Origin of the sequence: Streptomyces sp. NBC_01445 (assembly GCF_035918235.1) — a bacterium.
Taxonomy (GTDB): domain Bacteria; phylum Actinomycetota; class Actinomycetes; order Streptomycetales; family Streptomycetaceae; genus Streptomyces.
On sequence record NZ_CP109485.1, the window covers coordinates 5178637 to 5196900 of the forward strand.

Consider the following 18264-nt stretch of genomic DNA (forward strand, 5'->3'; position numbering starts at 1 on the left):
TGTGGAGAACCGCGGCCCGGCGTGGGTGGCCTGGATCGGCGCGGGCGAACCCGTCGCTGCGTTCGACGCGCGCCTCCCGGAGGGCACGACCGTCACCGGCAAGCCCGCCGGCTGCGACGAGACGGGCACCCACCTGCACACGTGCCGGACCCCGAGCCTGCCCCTGGAGAAGACCGGTTCGACGTCCGGCTTCGTCCCGCGCGTCGACCGCGCCGTGGACGGCGGCGCGAAGGGTCCGGTCGCCACGCGGAACGACGACCCGGACCTGCGCGTCTCGACGCTCGCCCCTCAACCGGCCGACCTCACGGACGAGTTCACGATCTGCCACAGCTGAGCGGACACGGCGCCCCGCACCAAGGGGAGGGGCGCCGTACGATCTGCCGATCCGCCGGCCTACTTCAGCCCGATCCGCGCACAGTCCGCCGCGTATTTCGCCGTGCAGATGTCCCCGACCTTGTAGATCCCGTCCTTGACCACCGTCGATTTGATGTTGCTCTGCGTCATCGGGACGACCTGGACCAGGAGCGAAGGGACATCCGGGGTGGTCGGGCTGTCGACCCGGTCCTTCGTGAGTGCGTCGAACTCGATGTTGCGCTGCTGTGCGATGAGGACGGCCATCTGCGCGGCGGTGGACGCCTCTTCGGGGTACGGCTTGTAGACCGTCATGTACTGGTCCCCCGCCACAATGCGCTGCACCGCGGCGAGCTCGGCGTCCTGACCGGTCACCGGCGGGAGGTCGGTGACACCGGCGGCCTTGAGGGCGGTGATGATGCCGCCCGCCATGCCGTCGTTCGCGGAGTAGACACCGGCGATGTTCTGCGCGCCGATGGCCTGGATCGCGCGCGCCATGTTGGCCCGCGCGTTCTCCGGCTTCCAGTCCTTGGTGTCGTACGACTTCGAGATCGTCACCTGGTCCTTGAGCTCGGCCAGGGCGCCGTCCTTGTAGAGCGCGGCGTTCGGGTCGGTGACCGAGCCGTTCATCATGACGATCCGGCTGTTCTTGGACGCCTTGCTGCCCAGCGCCTTGAGGAGCGCCATGCCCTGCACATGGCCGACCTGGTCGCTGTCGAACGACACATAGCCGTCGACGGGGCCCTCGGCCAGGCGGTCGTAGGCGATGACGGGGATGCCCGCGTCCTTGGCCTTCTTGACCGATCCCGCGATGGACTTGGAGTCGACCGCGTCCAGGATGAGTACGTCGACCCGGTCGGCGATCATCTGGTCGACCTGTCTCTCCTGGCGCTTCGCGTTCTGTTCCGCGTTGGCGTAGAGGACACGGCCCTTGCCGCTGGTGAGGCCCTCGACTTCCTTCTTGATGTGCGGATAGTCGAACTTCTCGTAGCGGGCGGTCTCCTTCTCCGGCATGAGGACGCCGATCTTCAGGTCCTGGTTCTGCCGGGCGGACGCCTTGGCCGCGGAGTCACTCTCCGGCTCGAGCCAGCTGCTCCCGCACCCGGTGAGAGCCACTGCCATGGCGGACGCAACGCCGACAACGGCGGCGCGCTTCGTACGCGGATTCACTTTCCATACCTCCCTGAAGTGACCGCGTCGTTGCGGCCGAGGTGGCTGGAAGCCAACTCCGCCTGAAACACAGCGTCAAGAGGTGAATCCGTAACGACTCGTAATCGGGTCCATGCGTTCCGGAGATGAACCCGCCCATACTCCGGGTAACCCCAGTAGCCGCAACCGTCACAGTCGTCCGCCCCGACCGCGCCCGGCCCCTTCGGTGAGCAAAGTCACGGTTCCCCCATGCTTCCTCCGCACCCTGTTCACGCCACCGCCGCTTCGGCGTCCCGCGCTGACCCAACTGCAACCTCGTGTCCCAAATCTGCCCGTCACTGTCCTCCGGGCAGCAGACCCGGCCATCCCCTTCACGAACGCGCAGGTCACCTACGTGACGCCCTGCCGAGGGCCGCACAACTGACGGACATAGGCGGGCGATCGGCAGAATGCGGCCATTGCGCTCCTCCCTCTCGCGGGAGGGCAGCGTTTCGCGCCGCACGCGGGGTCTGAGCGTGCGACGGGCACCGCCACTGCCACCGCGCAGCTCGACCGGAAGGACAGGGGCGGGGCGTACCTGAGCACGACGTCTGCCGCCGGGACGAGCGTCACCGCCACCGCGCTCAGCGGTCCCGGCGCCGCCGGTCGGGCTCGCCGTACGCTGCCGGCCTTCCACGGGACCGTACGGTCCCGCTCCGCCCCGTCCGGCGGCGGCACCGTCACCGTGCAGGCCCTCGACGGCACGGAGCGGCTGCGCGGTCCCCGCGCCGGCCCCTGCCGTCCCTGGCGGCGATCACCTCCTGCGCGGCCCTCGCCCTCGCCGTGCGGGAGGTGTCGGGGCGGCGCCGAGGGACACAAGAAGGGGCCTGGAGGCCGACGACTGTCGGCCTCCAGGCCCCTTCACGCATGCGCGTATCCGTAGTGCTTACTGCTCCGGCGCCCGCTTGGGCCGCCACACCACCAGCGCGCTCGTCTGCTGGACCTCCTGGTACGGGACCAGGTCCCGTCGGTAGGAGGCGTGAACGGCCGCCTCGCGCTGCTGCATCGCCGCCGCCGCTCCCTCGACCGCCGTCGAGAGTTCCGCGACCCGCTGCTGAAGCGCCGCGACCTGGTTCTCCAGTTCGATGATGCGCTTGATGCCCGCGAGGTTGATGCCCTCGTCCTGCGACAACTGCTGCACCTGGCGGAGCAGTTCGATGTCGCGGGCCGAGTAGCGCCGGCCGCGGCCCGCCGTGCGGTCCGGGGAGACCAGGCCGAGACGGTCGTACTGGCGCAGGGTCTGCGGATGCAGCCCGCTGAGCTGGGCGGCCACCGAGATGACATAGACCGGAGACTCGTCGGTCAGCTCGTAGGCCCTGCCAACAAAGGAACTCTGTCGTCGACGGCCGTCCATACGCTCATGCTCCCTTCGCGGCCTGGAACAGTTCTGCCCGCGGATCGGCCTCCGCAGTCGCCTTCCGGTACGCCTCGAGGGCGTCCTTCGCGGCGTCGGTCAGATCCGTGGGGACCGCGACCTCCACCGTGACGAGCAGATCGCCACGGGTGCCGTCCTTGCGGACGGCGCCCTTGCCGCGGGCCCGCATCGTCCGCCCGTTCGGCGTGCCCGGGGGCAGCTTGAGCGTGACCGGAGGCCCGCCGAGCGTGGGGACCTTGACCTCGCCGCCGAGCGCGGCCTCCGGGTAGCTGACCGGGACCGTGACCGTGAGGTTGTCGCCCTTGCGGCCGAAGACCGGGTGGGAGTCCACGTGCACGACCACGTACAGGTCGCCCGCGGGGCCGCCCCGCTCGCCCGGCGCGCCCTTGCCGCGCAGCCGGATGCGCTGGTTGTCCGAGACGCCGGCCGGGATGCGGACCTGCATCGTCCGGGAGGACTTCGCACGGCCCGACCCCTTGCAGACCTCGCAGGGGGTCTCCGCGATCAGGCCGCGGCCCTTGCAGTCCACGCACGGGTCGGTCAGCGAGAAACCGCCGCCGCCGCCGCGCGAGACCTGGCCCGTGCCGACGCAGGTCGGGCACACGCGCGGTGTGCCGTTCTTGTCGCCGGTGCCGGAACAGGCCTTGCAGGGCGCCTGCGACGACATGCGCAGCGGCACCGTCGCCCCGTCGACCGCCTCGGTGAAGCTGAGGGTGACCTCGGACTCGATGTCCTGACCGCGGCGCGGCTGCGTGCGCGTGCCGGCGCCCGCGCCGCCCCGGTTGAACAGGCCGCCGAAGACGTCCCCGAGTCCGCCGCCGAACCCGCCGGCACCCCCCGCCGTACCGCCCTGGGCGCCGCCTCCGAAGAGGTCGCCCAGGTCGAAGTTGAAGGAGCCGCCGCCCGGCCCGCCCGGCCCCGGACGGAATCCGCCGTTGCCGAACAGGGTGCGCGCCTCGTCGTACTCCTTGCGCTTCTTGGGGTCACCGAGGACGTCGTTCGCCTCGGAGATCTCCTTGAAGCGCTCCTCCGCCTTGGCGTTGCCCTTGTTGGCATCGGGGTGGTTCTCACGGGCGAGCTTGCGGTACGCCTTCTTGATCTCGGCGTCGGTGGCGTCCTTGGGGACGCCGAGGACCTTGTAGTAGTCCTTCTCGATGAAGTCCTTCGTGCTCATCCTCGACGTCCCTCCTCTCGCTGCTTACTGACGTCAGCCCTCGTCCGGGCCACCGCTCTCCTCGTCGTCGGCCGCGCCGTTGTCCTTGGCGGACTCGCCCTTGGCCGGCTGGGCCCCGGGCTGCGGCTCGGCCACGGCCACCCGCGCGGGGCGGATGGTGCGCTCGCCGATCCGGTAGCCCGGCTGCAGGATCGCGACGCAGGTCGTCTCGGTGACGTCCGGCGCGTACGAGTGCATCAGGGCCTCGTGGATCGTCGGGTCGAAGGGCTCGCCCTCCTTGCCGAACTGCTGGAGCCCCATCTTGGCGGCGACCATCTCGAGCGACTCGGCGACCGACTTGAAGCCGCCGACCAGCTCGCCGTGCTCGCGGGCACGGCCGATGTCGTCGAGTACGGGAAGGAGCTCGGTCAGAAGGCCCGCGACCGCGACCTCCTTGACCGTGACCCGGTCCCGCTCCACCCGGCGACGGTAGTTCTGGTACTCGGCCTGGAGCCGCTGGAGGTCCGCGGTGCGCTCGCCGAGCGCCATGCGTACCTGGTCCAGCTGGGCCGTCAGGCCTACGTTCTGAACCGCCGAAGCGGCTCCTGCTGCTGCGTCCCCGGCCGGGGCCGCCCCCTCGCCCTTGTCGGGCGAGGGAGCGGCCTTCGGCTCGGCGTCGTCGGAGGTGGCGCCGGAGGGGACGTCAGGCTCGTCGCTCTCGCTGAAGCCCGGGGTCTCCTCCGTCACGCGGCACCGTCCTTGCGGTCCTCGTCGACGATCTCGGCGTCGACGACGTCGTCATCAGCGGCCTTGTGCTCGTCGCCCGGGGCTCCGGCCTCGGGACCGCCCGCGGCCTGCGCGCCCTGGGCGTCGGCGTACATGGCCTGGCCCAGCTTCTGCGAGACGGCGGCGACCTTCTCGGTGGCGGTGCGGATCTCGGCGGTGTCCTCGCCCTTGAGCTTCTCCTTCAGCTCGGCGATGGACTCCTCGACCTCGGTCTTGACCTCGCCGGGGACCTTGTCCTCGTTGTCCTTGAGGAACTTCTCCGTCTGGTAGACGAGCTGCTCGCCCTGGTTACGGGTCTCGGCGGCCTCGCGGCGACGGTGGTCCTCGTCCGCGTACTGCTCGGCCTCCTGGCGCATCCGGTCGACCTCGTCCTTCGGCAGCGAGGAGCCGCCGGTGACGGTCATCTTCTGCTCCTTGCCCGTGCCCAGGTCCTTCGCGGTCACGTGCATGATGCCGTTGGCGTCGATGTCGAAGGCGACCTCGATCTGCGGGACACCACGCGGGGCCGGCGGCAGACCGGTGAGCTCGAACATCCCGAGCTTCTTGTTGTACGCCGCGATCTCGCGCTCGCCCTGGTAGACCTGGATCTGCACGGACGGCTGGTTGTCCTCGGCCGTCGTGAAGATCTCGGAACGCTTGGTCGGGATCGTGGTGTTGCGCTCGATGAGCTTCGTCATGATCCCTCCCTTGGTCTCGATGCCGAGGGACAGCGGGGTCACGTCGAGGAGCAGGACGTCCTTGACCTCACCCTTGAGGACACCGGCCTGCAGGGCGGCGCCGATGGCGACGACCTCGTCCGGGTTCACGCCCTTGTTGGCGTCCTGACCGCCGGTCAGCTCCTTGACGAGCTCCGCGACGGCGGGCATACGGGTCGAGCCACCGACGAGAACGACGTGGTCGATCTCCGAGAGCTGGATGCCCGCGTCCTTGATGACGTTGTGGAACGGCGTCTTGCAGCGCTCCAGAAGGTCGGACGTGAGCTGCTGGAACTGGGCGCGCGTGAGCTTCTCGTCCAGGTGCAGCGGGCCCTCGGCGGACGCCGTGATGTAGGGCAGGTTGATCGTGGTCTCGGTCGAGGACGAGAGCTCGATCTTCGCCTTCTCGGCGGCCTCGCGCAGGCGCTGGAGCGCCATCTTGTCCTTGGAGAGGTCCACGCCGTGGCCGTTGTTGAACTGCTTGACCAGGTAGTCGACGACGCGCTGGTCCCAGTCGTCACCACCGAGGTGGTTGTCGCCGTTCGTGGCCTTCACCTCGACGACGCCGTCGCCGATCTCGAGCAGCGAGACGTCGAAGGTGCCGCCACCGAGGTCGAAGACGAGAATGGTCTGGTCGTCCTTGTCGAGACCGTAGGCCAGGGCAGCGGCCGTCGGCTCGTTGACAATACGCAGGACGTTCAGACCGGCGATCTCGCCGGCCTCCTTCGTCGCCTGGCGCTCGGAGTCGTTGAAGTACGCCGGGACGGTGATGACCGCGTCCGCGACCTTCTCGCCCAGGTACGCCTCGGCGTCGCGCTTCAGCTTCTGCAGGATGAAGGCGCTCATCTGCTGCGGGTTGAAGCTCTTGCCGTCGATCTCGATCTTCCAGTCAGTGCCCATGTGGCGCTTGACCGAACGGATCGTCCTGTCGACGTTGGTGACCGCCTGGCGCTTCGCGACCTCTCCGACGAGCACCTCACCGTTCTTGGCGAAGGCGACGACGGACGGCGTGGTCCTGGCGCCCTCGGCGTTGGTGATGACGGTGGGCTCGCCGCCTTCGAGAACGCTGACGACGGAGTTAGTCGTGCCCAGGTCGATGCCGACCGCACGTGCCATTTCAATTCCTCCAGCATGACTACTTGAGTGGATCTGGCTCAAGGATGCATGACGACCGCTGTTCAGTCAACAGAGCTGAGTCGGGCCGACTCAACTTTTATGTGGCCCTTATGGAAGCCAGGGGATACGCGCAGGTCAGCTACCGCGTCGGGGCCTTCGTCATGAACCTGCGACGTCCACAACAGCGGTCCGTACGGGCCGGCGAACCCGCCGCCGCAGCCCGTAGACCGGCACCCGCAGCAGCCCGGCGACCGACCCGGCCGCCGCGCAGAGCGGCCACAGCGCGGCCAGCGGATCCAACGTCCCGTCGTGCAGCAGGAGTCCGGTCACCGCACCGGCGAGCGACGCGACGCCGAGCACCACCGCCACGCCCCGCGGGGTGAGGCCGAGCAGGCGGAGCCGGTGCGCGATGTGGTCGGCGCCGCCCTGGAAGAGCGGCCGCCCCGCGCGCCGCCGCGACACCGCGACGAGGGCCGCGTCCGCCGTCACCACGACCGTCACGGCGAACAGCGAGCCCGCGCCGGGCAGCGCCTCGTGGCCCGCGTTCACCAGGACCGCGGCGGACGCCAGCAGGAAGCCCGTGAACAGGGACCCGCAGCTCCCGAGGTGCATCCGCGCGGGGTACCAGTTGTGCATGAGGAACCCGGTGAGCGCCGCCGCGAGCACCCCGAGAGTGGCGGCGAGCGGGCCGAGCCCCTGGGTGGTGGCGCAGGCGCTCAGGCCGAGCGCGGCCACGACGGCGACGGTGCCGAGCGCCCCGTCCGAGGTGTCGAAGAGCCGGCAGGCGTTGGTGACGAAGACGATCCACAGGACGGCCAGCGCGCCGACCAGAAAGCCGAGTTGAGCGGTGTGCACGACGAAGGTCGCCGCCCCCGCCTCGACGACGACGCGGGCCCGCGCCCCCACCGGCCGCACGTCGTCGAGGAACCCGAGCGCGGCGACGGCCCCGGCCGCGATCAGCAGCGTCAGCGCGCCGGAGCCGAGCGGAAGGAGTCCGGTGCAGGCTCCGACGGTGGCGACCACGGCCGTCACCGTGGCGACGGCGGCGCCGCCCAGGCGCGGCGTCCTGCGCCCCGTGCGGCCCACCCGCCGGACGGTGAATCCGGTGCGCAGGGCGACGAGACGGAGCAGGGCGGTGAGGGCGGAGGCCGCCGGCAGGGCGGTCGCGGCGGCGGCGATCCCGTAGGACACGGCGGACGTCCCGTCAGCTCGGTTTGCGGTATCGGGGTGACACCGGAGGGCACGCCCGGCCGGAGACCTTCATAAGCTAGTCGCTTATGTCGCAATATGGAGTGAATAACACGATTTGCTTTCGCTGTCGACCGAGGGTTGCCTCAGCGACGCAGATCACCGCCCGGCTGGCTACAGTGCGGCCACACAAGTGGGTAGTCTCAGCATGGACTGAAATAAGTTACCGCTTAGTAATCGCTGAATATCCACCCTCGCAGGCCCGAGGAGCCCCCGAATGCAACTCGCCGCGATCATCGTGTCGCTGGTCCTGATCGTGGTCGGCGTCGCACTGTTCGTCCGAGCCATCGCGCAGATCTACCGCTTCATGCGGCTCGGCCAGAACGTCCCCGCCGGCACCCGCACCGACGAACCCGTACAGCGCACCGTGACGGTGGCCAAGGAGTTCCTCGGCCACACCCGGATGAACCGCTGGGGCATCGTCGGCGTGGCGCACTGGTTCGTGGCGGTGGGCTTCTTCTCGCTGCTGCTGACGATCGTGAACGCCATCGGCCAGCTCTTCCAGGCCGACTGGCTGCTCCCGATCATCGGTGAATGGGCCCCGTACAACGTCTTCGTCGAGTTCCTCGGCACGATGACGGCCCTCGGGATCCTGACGCTGATCGTCATCCGGCAGCTGAACCGGCCGGACCGGCCGGGCCGCAAGTCCCGCTTCGCCGGGTCCAACACCGGGCAGGCGTACTTCGTCGAGGCCGTCATCCTCATCGTCGGCATCTGCATCTTCACGCTGCACGCCCTGGAGGGCGCCCAGCACCATGTGGACAGCTACGAGGCCTCGTTCTTCGTCTCGTACCCGGTCGTCTCCTGGTTCCGCGGCATGGACGTCTCCACGCTGCAGAACCTCACGTACTTCTTCGCCGGGCTGAAGATCGCGACCTCCTTCATCTGGATGATCACGGTCGCCCTGAAGACCGACATGGGTGTCGCCTGGCACCGCTTCCTCGCGTTCCCGAACATCTGGTTCAAGCGTGAGGCGGACGGCGACGTCGCGCTGGGTGCGCTGCAGCCGATGACCAGCGGCGGCAAGGAGATCGACTTCGAGGACCCGGGCGAGGACGACGTCTTCGGCGTCAGCCAGGTCGAGCAGTTCTCGTGGAAGGGTCTACTGGACTTCTCCACCTGCACCGAGTGCGGCCGCTGCCAGTCGCAGTGCCCCGCCTGGAACACCGGCAAGCCGCTCTCGCCGAAGCTCCTGATCATGTCGCTGCGCGACCACGCGCACGCCAAGGCCCCCTACCTGCTCGCCGGTGGCGGCAAGTCGATGGAGGGCGAGGAGAAGGCGACCGAGGAGCAGCTGGCGGACGTCCCGGCCGGGGCGCTGGCCGAGGCCGAGCGCCCGCTGATCGGCACCCTCGAAGAGAACGGCGTCATCGACCCGGACGTCCTGTGGTCCTGCACCACCTGCGGCGCCTGCGTCGAGCAGTGCCCGGTCGACATCGAGCACATCGACCACATCGTCGACATGCGCCGCTACCAGGTGATGATCGAGTCCGCGTTCCCGTCCGAGGCGGGCACGATGCTCAAGAACCTGGAGAAGAAGGGCAACCCCTGGGGCCTGGCGAAGAAGCAGCGCCTGGAGTGGCTCAAGGAGCTCGACTTCGAGGTCCCGGTCGTCGGCAAGGACATCGAGGACCTCACCGAGGTCGAGTACCTCTACTGGGTCGGCTGCGCCGGCTCGCTCGAGGACCGCGCGAAGAAGACCACCAAGGCCTTCGCGGAGCTGCTGCACATGGCGGGCGTCAAGTTCGCGATCATGGGCGGCGACGAGAAGTGCACCGGTGACTCCGCCCGCCGCCTGGGCAACGAGCCGCTGTTCCAGCAGCTCGGCCAGGAGAACGTCATGGCGCTGAACATGGCGTTCGGCGAGGAGCTCGACGACGACGGCAAGGTCGTCGCCGAGTCGGCGAAGCCCAAGTCGGCGAAGAAGATCGTCGCAACCTGCCCGCACTGCCTCAACACCATCGGCAACGAGTACCCGCAGCTCGGCGGCGATTACGAAGTAATCCACCACACCCAGCTGCTCCAGCACCTCATCGACGAGGGCAAGCTCATCCCCGTCACGCCGGTCGAGGGTCTGATCACCTACCACGACCCGTGCTACCTGGGCCGTCACAACAAGATCTACACGCCCCCGCGTCAGATCATGGACGCCGTCCCGGGCCTGCGTCAGCAGGAGATGCACCGCCACAAGGAGCGCGGCTTCTGCTGCGGCGCCGGCGGCGCGCGGATGTGGATGGAGGAGCGGATCGGCAAGCGCATCAACAACGAACGTGTTGACGAGGCGCTGTCGCTGAACCCCGACATCGTCTCCACCGCCTGCCCGTTCTGCCTCGTCATGCTGACCGACTCGGTCAACGGCAAGAAGAACGACGGCCAGGCCAAGGAGTCCGTCACGGTCGTCGACGTGGCCCAGCTGCTCCTCGACTCCGTGAAGACGCCGGCCGACCCGGCGGGTTCGGAGGAGACCGAGGACGCGCCGGAGCCGGAGCCGGTGAAGTAGCGGTCCGGTAGCCGGGCCGGGGTTCCGTACGCGAATCCGACGTCGTACGTGGAGGGGCCGATCGGGGAGACCCGGTCGGCCCCTCCGGCGTTCCCGGAGAGGCGTGTGACGGGCCACCGGAGGGGCGTTTTCGGGACAGAGAAAGGGCGTTTACGGGACAGGGGCCGCGCTCCGTGACCAAACCGGCAGGCCCCGCCCCTACCCCCTCCCTCACCCCGGCGGCATCATGAACGGGTCAAGTGGCGCATGAGGCGGGCGGGTCAGAGGCGATGGTGGGCATACGGGGCGGCCGCAGCGCCGCGATACGCAGGGCCGCGGCGGGGTGCACCCTGCTCATGGTCGCCGCCGTCACCGGCTGCGGCGGCGACGACAAGCCCGCCGCCGCCAAGCACCGCCCCGTGGCCATGGCCGGCAAGTCCGGCGCCGCGCTCCCCGTCCCGCACGGCCGCGGCAGCAAGGTGGCGCACGACTTCAACGGGGACGGCGCCCCCGACCTCGTACTGGACGATCTCGTGCACGACGGGCTCGGGGACGACGCCGGGATCGGGGTCGTGTACGGGAAGAAGGGGCACGGACTCGTGCCCGGGGCGCGGCAGTTGCTGCGTCCCGCGAAGTACGCGGCGCCGACCAAGGGCGAGACGCCCGCCGCGTTCGACTCCGAGGCGAGCTGCGACCTCGACAAGGACGGCTTCACCGATCTGGTGGTGTCGACCGATCCGCCGTTCGACGGGCAGGGGCAGCCACCGGTGCCGCTGCAGATCCTGTTCGGCGGCCCGGGCGGGCTCACCCACCAGGGCGTGAAGCTCGTCGTCCCCGCCCAGGCGCGGTTCGGCAACGACTGGCCGGACCAGCCGGTGTGCGGCGACTTCGACGGGGACGGCTCGGTCGACCTCACGGTCCACGCGAGCGGCGGGCGGCTGAGCTTCCTGCCCGGCCCCTTCACGCGCAAGGGCACCCCGCGCGCGGCCGGCAAGCCGCTGACCGCACCCGGCAACGTACCCGTGGGCCCCGCCTTCGACGTCGACCGCGACGGGTACGACGACCTCCTCGTACGCCGCACCTCCCGCGGCTCGTCACCGTCCCGGATCGTCCTGGGCGGCCCGCAGGGACCGGCCCGCTCCGGCGCCGCGCTGCCGTCCGGCCTCGGCCTCGCGGTGGGCCGTTTCACCAAGGGCGCCGGCGCGGACACCGCGCTGCTCACGGCCTCCGGCGTCACCCTCTCGCGGCCGGGCGCCGCCGCCCTCAAGGCCACCGGAACGGCCATCACCGCGGGTGACTTCGACGGGGACGGCGTGGCAGAACTCGTCGTGTCCGGCGGCACGTCGAAGGCCCCGAAGGTCCTGCCCGCGAACGGAAGAGCGGCCGTGACCGTCACCCCCGGGGCCGCCGGCACCACCCAGGTCCTCGAGGCGACCGACTTCGACGGCGACGGACGCGCCGACCTCGTGGTCCGCACGTACCGCGGCGAGAGCACGGACACGATCGCCGTGTACCCCGGGGTCAAGGGCGGCGCACTCCTGGCCGGAAAGCCTCAAGTCACCTTCTCCACAGCGGAGTTCTGAGAGCTGGCGGGCCGGCGTGCGCCGCACTCGGTGCCGCCGGCGTCCACCCCGCCTCCCGTATCCGCTGTTCACCGCACAGCCACCCGGACACAACCATCCCCTCACCTCACGAGTCACACCCCCGGAACCCCTTCCCCCCATTTCCCGGGAGTGCTTCTCGTGCGTATGCGCAAGCTCGTCATCGCCGCGGGTGCCGCCGTCGTCGCGGCGGCCGGACTCACCCTGCCGCTCGCCGGAACCGCCTCCGCGGCCACCACGCTCAAGGACGACTTCAACGGCGACGGCTACCGCGACCTGGCCGTCGGCACCCCGGGCGCGAACTCCGTCACGGTCACGTTCGGCTCCGCGAGCGGCGTGAGCCCGTCCCACGCCGTGACCGTCACCCAGAGCACGGCCGGGGTGCCCGGGGTCACCGAGCCGGAGGACGAGTTCGGCGAGAACGTCACCTCGGGCGACGTCGACGACGACGGCTACGCGGACCTGATCGTCGGCGCGCCCGGCGAGCGGGTCACCGGCAACACCACAGGCTCCGTCACCATCGTCTGGGGAGGCCCCAAGGCCTTCGACAAGGGCGCCAAGGTCCTCAACTCCCCCACCACCGACACCGAACGCTTCGGCGAAGGCACCTCCTTCGTCGACATCGACGGGGACGAGGCCGAGAACCTCGCCGTGATCAGCGCCGACGGCTGGTGGTACTACGCCGAGAGCGAGGACCCGACCCGCGCGATCGCCCCCGAGGTCGACTTCTTGCCGGACGGCGTACGCCTGGAGGGCATGGAGGCCGCCCACTTCCTCTCCAAGGACGGCTACACGTACGTCCTCTACGGGGAGCGCGCCGACGGCAAGCCCTACACCGTGTACATGAAGGGCGGCGTCGGGGACATCGGCTACTACTCGGGCGTAGTCGCCGAGGGCGACGACCCGCGCGCCACCCGGGAAGCGGCCGCGGCCGCCGACGTGAACGGCGACGGCTACACCGACCTCGTCACCGGCAACGCCGCCGCGAACTCGGTCACCGTGCGCTACGGCGCGCAGGGCTCCTTCGGGACCACGAAGACGTACACGCAGGACTCCGCGGGCGTGCCCGGCGCCGACGAGCCGGAGGACCGCTTCGGCGCCGCCGTGAGCGCCGGCGACCTCGACCACGACGGGTACGCGGACGTCGCCGTGGGCGCGCCCGGCGAGAGCGTCGGCACGGTCACGGGAACGGGCAGCGTCACCGTCCTCAAGGGCGGCACCGGCGGGCTCGGCGCGGGCCGCGCCTACCACCAGGACACGGCCGGGGTGCCCGGCGTCCCGGAGGCGGGCGACCACTTCGGCTCGTCCCTGCGCTTCAAGGACATCAACAAGAACAGCCGGGCCGACCTGGCGATCGGCGCGAACGGCGAGGACATCGGCACTTCGGCCGACGCGGGCGCCGTCTGGGTCCTGCGCGGCGCGGTCCCGTACCTCACCACGTCGTACGCCACGTCCTTCAACGGCGCGGACTTCGGAACGTCGACGAGCGGAGCGGGCCGCGCCTTCGGGACGGTCCTGCGCTGAACGGGCCCCGAGAACACCGAAAACCCGGGCGGCCGGAAATGACTGTGAACCACATACAACCCTCCGGCCCCACTACGAGTCTCCTGTTCGCCAACCGCAGGGCCACGCCTGGGACAACTCCCGGCAAACACCGGCGGAACGCACCCCATTGACTGCGGATGCCCGCCAGGCATCCCCGCATGCTGCAGGAGAATCCCGCATGCACAAGCACATACGTATCGCCCTCGCCTCGGCCGCCGCGGTCGCGCTGACGGGCGGGCTGCTCTCCCTCTCCACGGGCTCGGCCCTCGCCGCCGACTCCGTCCACCATCACGAGGCCGACTTCAACGGCGACCACATCGGGGACGTCGCGTTCTCCGCCGGCTGGTCGACGGTCGGCGGCAAGAAGGGCGCCGGCCAGTTCGTCGCCCTGTACGGCTCCGCGAACGGCCTGAACGCCGCCACCCGCAAGACCGTCAGCCAGAACACGACGGGCGTCCCCGGCACCGCCGAGACCAACGACGGCTTCGGCTGGGTCAGCGCGTACGGCGACTTCAACGACGACGGCTACGACGACCTGGCCGCGTCCGCGCGCTACGAGGACGTGGACGGCGACACCGACGGCGGCACCGTCATGATCATGTGGGGCTCCCCGTCGGGCCTCACCGGCGGCACGACGATCGCGGACCCCGCCGTCTCCTCCCACGACCAGTGGGGCAAGACGCTCGCCGCCGGCGACTTCGACGGCGACGGCAAGGACGACCTCGCGGTCGGCTCCACGGCCGCCACGGTCTACGTCTACAAGGGCGGCATCGCCAAGACCGGTACCGCGGGCGGCCGTTACACGCTCAAGCCCCCGATCCAGTCCGGCGACGGCACCGGCCCGCTCACCCTCACCGCGGGTGACGTGAACGGCGACGGAGCCACCGACCTCGTGGTCGACGGCTTCGAGACGAACACCAGCGAGGGCTGGAACACCAACTACTACATTCCCGGCAGCGCGTCCGGCCTCGTCGCCTCGTCGGCGCAGACGCTGAAGCCCGGCGTCATCACCGACATCGGCGACGTGAACGGCGACTCCTTCGGCGACATCGTGACCGGCCAGGAGTGGGACGAGCCCACGGACGGGTCACCGGACCCGACCAACTCGACCGACGGCGGCAAGGTCAACATCACGTACGGCTCGGCGAGCGGCCCCGCCACCACCACCGCCATCAGCCAGGACACCGGCAACGTGCCCGGCGGCTCCGAGCGCGGCGACGACTTCGGCGGCGAGCTGTCCCTCGGCGACATCAACGGCGACAACTACCAGGACCTGGTCGTCGGCGCCGCCGGCGAGAACCTGGGCGGCGTCACCGACACCGGTTCGGTGACGGTCCTCTACGGCTCGGCGAGCGGCATCAACACGCAGTCCGGCGGCCAGTTCTTCGCCCAGTCCACCGCCGGCGTCCCCGGCTCGGACGAGACGAAGGACTACTTCGGCAACGAGGTCAAGCTCACCGACGTCACCGGCGACGGCAAGGCCGACCTGACGATCGGCGCGTACGGCGAGAACAGCGGCAACGGCGCGCTGACGTACCTCCCGTCGAACGGGACGAAGATCACCACGACGGGGTCGCGCTCCGTCTCGGCAACGTCGGTCGGCGTCTCGACGGACGCCTCCCCGATGCTGGGCGGGAACGCGGCGAACTGACGCCCTTTTGCTCCAGGTTGGGCCCGCGCCTCTTCGGCGCGGGCCCATGCACCACCCCCAGCCGGCCGGGCCCGCGTCCCCGTCGCGGGCCCGGCCTCCCCTGACTCCAGGAAAGCCCGACACCATGCGCAAGCGCGCCCTTGCCCTGGCAGCAGCCGTGACCTCCGGCCTGCTCGCCCCCGCGGCCCTCACCACCCCGGCGACAGCCGCCACCGCTGCGTCCGCGGACGACTTCAACGGCGACGGCTACCGCGACCTCGCCGTCGGCGACCGCGGTGCCACGGTCGGTGGGGCCTCGAAGGCGGGTGCCGTCGTCGTCGTGTACGGCTCCGCCACCGGCCTCGGCCCGGCGTCCCGGCACACCACCGTCTCCCAGAACAGCGCCGGCATCCCCGGCTCGGCGGAGGCCGGCGACGGGTTCGGCACCGACATCACCACCCGCGACCTCAACAGCGACGGCTACGCCGACGTGATCGCCACGGCGCCCGGCGAGAACGACGGCAGCTACCACGGCACGTTCACCGTCCTGTGGGGCTCCGCGTCCGGCCTGACCAGCGGCAGCGCGTACAAGAACCCCAAGTACCCGGACAAGGGGTTCGTCAAGGACCTCGCCGTCGGTGACTTCAACGCCGACGGCAAGCAGGACGTCGTGACCGTCGACGACGACAACATCTGGTACCTGCGCGGCCCGTTCACCAAGTCGGGCTCGCGCGGCAGCGCCACCAACCTCGACCCGACCGACGGCGAGAACATCTCCCCCGACCGCGTCGTCGCGGGCACCGTCACGAAGGACGGCACCGCCGACTTCGCGGTCCTCGGCGACGACTGGGACACCGACAGCAACCGCGTCTGGTTCTACAAGGGTTCGTCGAGCGGCCCCACCAAGACCAAGAAGGTCAGCCTGCCCTCCGCTGCCTCCCTCATGGAGGCCTCGGTCACCATCGCCGACTACGACAAGAACGGCTACGGCGACCTGACCGTCGGCGCCCCGCGCACCGGCACCGGCGGCGCGGTCTACATCCTGCCCGGCACGTCCACCGGCCCCAGCGCCTCCGCCAAGAAGATCACCCAGTCCACGTCCGGCATCGCGGGCTCCCCTGAGTCCACGGACTCCTTCGGCAGCGACGTCTCGGCCGCGGACACCAACGGCGACGGCTACCCGGACCTGGCCGTCGGCGTGAAGGGCGAGATGATCGGCGACGGCCCGTTCCGCGCGGGCGGCATCACCGTCCTGCGCGGCACCTCCTCCGGCGTCACCGGCACGAACTCCCGCTGGTACGACTACGCCACGCCGGGCGTCGAGGGCGAGACCACCGAGGAGGGCTGGCTCGGCGCCTCCGTCCAGCTGCGCGACTTCAACCGCGACGGCCGCGCCGAACTGGTCGCATCCGCCCCTGAGGTGAACCGCCTCTACCTTCTGCCCGGCACCGCATCGGGCCCGACCGGCACGGGCTCCTTCCTCGCCCAGGCCCCGGAACTCGCCGGCTTCTACTGGGCCGAACTCACCGACTGACCCCATCCTCCCGGTCTCACCCACAGGAGCCCGACGTGCGCCTGCGCACCATCACAGCCCTGACGGCCCTCGTAGCGGCCGCCCTGACCCCCCTCACCCTTCCCACAGCACCCGCCTCCGCCACCGGCGCCAAGTACGCCGACGACTTCAACGGCGACGGGTACCGGGACTACGCGTCCACGTCCTGGAACAGCCCCGGTGGCGCGCTCCTCATCACCTTCGGCACCGCCACGGGTCCGGGCACGAAGACCCAGGTGATCGACCAGGACAGCGCCGGCGTGCCCGGTGAGGACGAGGCCGACGACATGTGGGGCGAAGTCAGGACGGCTGCCGACTTCGACCAGGACGGCTACGGCGACCTGGCGGTGGCCGCCCGGGGCGAGGACGTCGGCAGCAACGAGGACCAGGGCGCCGTCATGGTCCTCTGGGGCTCACCCACGGGCCTGTCCGGCGGGACATCCGTCACCAACAAGGCCAAGCAGGAGTTCGGCTACTTCGCGAACGACCTCGCGACCGGCGACTTCAACGGTGACGGCAAACCGGATCTCGCGGCCGTCAACGCCGGCAAGACATACGTCTACCGCGGCCCCATCACCCGCTCAGGAGCGACCGGTTCGGTCTCGACCCTGGACAAGACGGGCTTCGACTCCACCGCGCTGATCGCGGGCAAGGTGAACGGCGACTCCAAAACCGACCTCGTCATCGTCGGCGACACCTTCTCCGGCGGGGTCACGGCCGCGGACGCCTGGTTCGTCAAGGGCGGCTCCACGATGACGTCCGGCCCGTCGCTCCACGTCAACACGAAGAGCTACGGCGGCGACGGCGTCATCGCCGACTTCAACAAGGACGGCTTCGGCGACGTCGCCATCGGCACTCCCGCCTACTCGGGCTACAAGGGCCGCGTCTCCCTCTGGTACGGCTCTTCCACGGGCCCCGGCACCAGCTCCCGCATCACGCAGTCGACGAGCGGCGTCGCGGGCACCCCCGAGGCGGACGACTCGTTCGGCGCGTCCCTCTCCGCAGGCGACGTCAACGGCGACGGCTACCAGGACCTGGCCGTCGGGGCCTACGGCGAGAAGATCGACGACAAGGAATACGCGGGCGGCGTCCACGTCTTCAAGGGCCGCGCCGCCGGCATCAGCGGCACCGGCTCCCAGTGGTTCGCCCGCAACAGCCCCGGCGTCACCGGGGCGCTCGACTCGGACGACTCGTTCGGCTCCGCGGTGCGGCTGCGGGACACCGACCGCGACGGCTACGCCGACCTGTACGTGGCGGGCACGGTCGGCTCGCTCCGCCTGCCCGGCTCGGCCTCCGGAATCACCACCACGGGCGCCGCATCGGTCCCGTCGGACCTGATCGAGGGCTTCCTTCAGTAGGGCACACCCGCGTGAACGAGCCCCGTCGGCCCGCCCCGGCCGACGGGGCTCGTTCATGTCCGGTGGCGCACCGCCCCCGCCCGCGCATCCCACAGATTCCCACTCGCTCCGTACAACCCTCCACCCCCACTAACCGTCTCCTGTAAGCCAACCGCAGGCCCACGTCCGGGACAACTCCCGGCAAACG

Annotated in this window: 13 protein-coding genes; 7 read left to right on the top strand and 6 right to left on the bottom strand. The window is 70.3% G+C overall.

The genetic code is table 11. The features are described from left to right. The first annotated feature begins 1 nt into the window (after position 1). Positions 2–334, top strand: a complete 333-nt coding sequence (locus OG574_RS23650) for a hypothetical protein (RefSeq protein WP_326774839.1) — start codon at positions 2–4, stop codon at positions 332–334. A gap of 59 nt (positions 335–393) precedes the next feature. Here OG574_RS23650 and OG574_RS23655 read toward each other — a convergent pair whose 3' ends face one another. The 6 genes from OG574_RS23655 to OG574_RS23680 form a co-directional block, all read right to left on the bottom strand. After that, positions 394–1521, bottom strand: a complete 1128-nt coding sequence (locus OG574_RS23655; protein WP_326774840.1) for a sugar ABC transporter substrate-binding protein — start codon at positions 1519–1521, stop codon at positions 394–396. A 904-nt stretch (positions 1522–2425) separates the two neighbouring features. Further along, a complete protein-coding gene (locus OG574_RS23660) occupies positions 2426–2893 on the bottom strand; it encodes a heat shock protein transcriptional repressor HspR (RefSeq protein WP_100596427.1) in 468 nt (155 codons plus the stop codon). Positions 2894–2897: 4 nt separating this feature from the next. Then, positions 2898–4088: a molecular chaperone DnaJ gene (dnaJ, locus tag OG574_RS23665; protein WP_326774841.1), complete on the bottom strand. Its 1191-nt coding sequence runs from the start codon at positions 4086–4088 to the stop codon at positions 2898–2900. A 33-nt stretch (positions 4089–4121) separates the two neighbouring features. Beyond that, complete coding sequence (gene grpE, locus OG574_RS23670) at positions 4122–4814, bottom strand: nucleotide exchange factor GrpE (RefSeq protein WP_100596429.1); 693 nt, start codon at positions 4812–4814, stop codon at positions 4122–4124. Beyond that, positions 4811–6664 (bottom strand): molecular chaperone DnaK, encoded by a 1854-nt coding sequence (dnaK, locus tag OG574_RS23675; RefSeq protein ID WP_100596430.1) that lies wholly within the window; start codon positions 6662–6664, stop codon positions 4811–4813. Before dnaK ends, grpE begins: the two co-directional genes overlap by 4 nt. 159 nt (positions 6665–6823) lie before the next feature. Continuing rightward, on the bottom strand, positions 6824–7855 hold the full coding sequence (locus OG574_RS23680) for an MraY family glycosyltransferase (protein WP_326774842.1): 1032 nt from the start codon (positions 7853–7855) through the stop codon (positions 6824–6826). A 274-nt stretch (positions 7856–8129) separates the two neighbouring features. Between OG574_RS23680 and OG574_RS23685 the strand changes: the two genes are divergently transcribed. From OG574_RS23685 to OG574_RS23710, 6 genes are all read left to right on the top strand, one after another. Further along, positions 8130–10412 carry a (Fe-S)-binding protein gene (locus OG574_RS23685; protein WP_326774843.1) on the top strand — a complete coding sequence of 761 codons (2283 nt, stop codon included), beginning with the start codon at positions 8130–8132 and terminating at the stop codon, positions 10410–10412. Positions 10413–10747: 335 nt separating this feature from the next. Then, the gene (locus OG574_RS23690; RefSeq protein WP_442816934.1) at positions 10748–11974 is read left to right on the top strand and encodes an FG-GAP repeat domain-containing protein; all 1227 of its coding nucleotides are present in this window, start codon (positions 10748–10750) and stop codon (positions 11972–11974) included. A gap of 165 nt (positions 11975–12139) precedes the next feature. Beyond that, entirely contained in the window at positions 12140–13516 is a 1377-nt protein-coding gene (locus OG574_RS23695; protein WP_326778595.1) for an FG-GAP repeat protein, read from the top strand. 199 nt (positions 13517–13715) lie between these two features. Next, on the top strand, positions 13716–15188 hold the full coding sequence (locus OG574_RS23700; protein ID WP_326774845.1) for an FG-GAP repeat protein: 1473 nt from the start codon (positions 13716–13718) through the stop codon (positions 15186–15188). 124 nt (positions 15189–15312) lie between these two features. Continuing rightward, positions 15313–16701, top strand: coding sequence for an FG-GAP-like repeat-containing protein (locus tag OG574_RS23705; protein ID WP_326774846.1), 1389 nt, complete (start codon positions 15313–15315; stop codon positions 16699–16701). Between the two features lie 35 nt (positions 16702–16736). Further along, a complete protein-coding gene (locus OG574_RS23710; protein ID WP_326774847.1) occupies positions 16737–18077 on the top strand; it encodes an FG-GAP and VCBS repeat-containing protein in 1341 nt (446 codons plus the stop codon). The last annotated feature ends 187 nt before the right edge of the window (positions 18078–18264 follow it).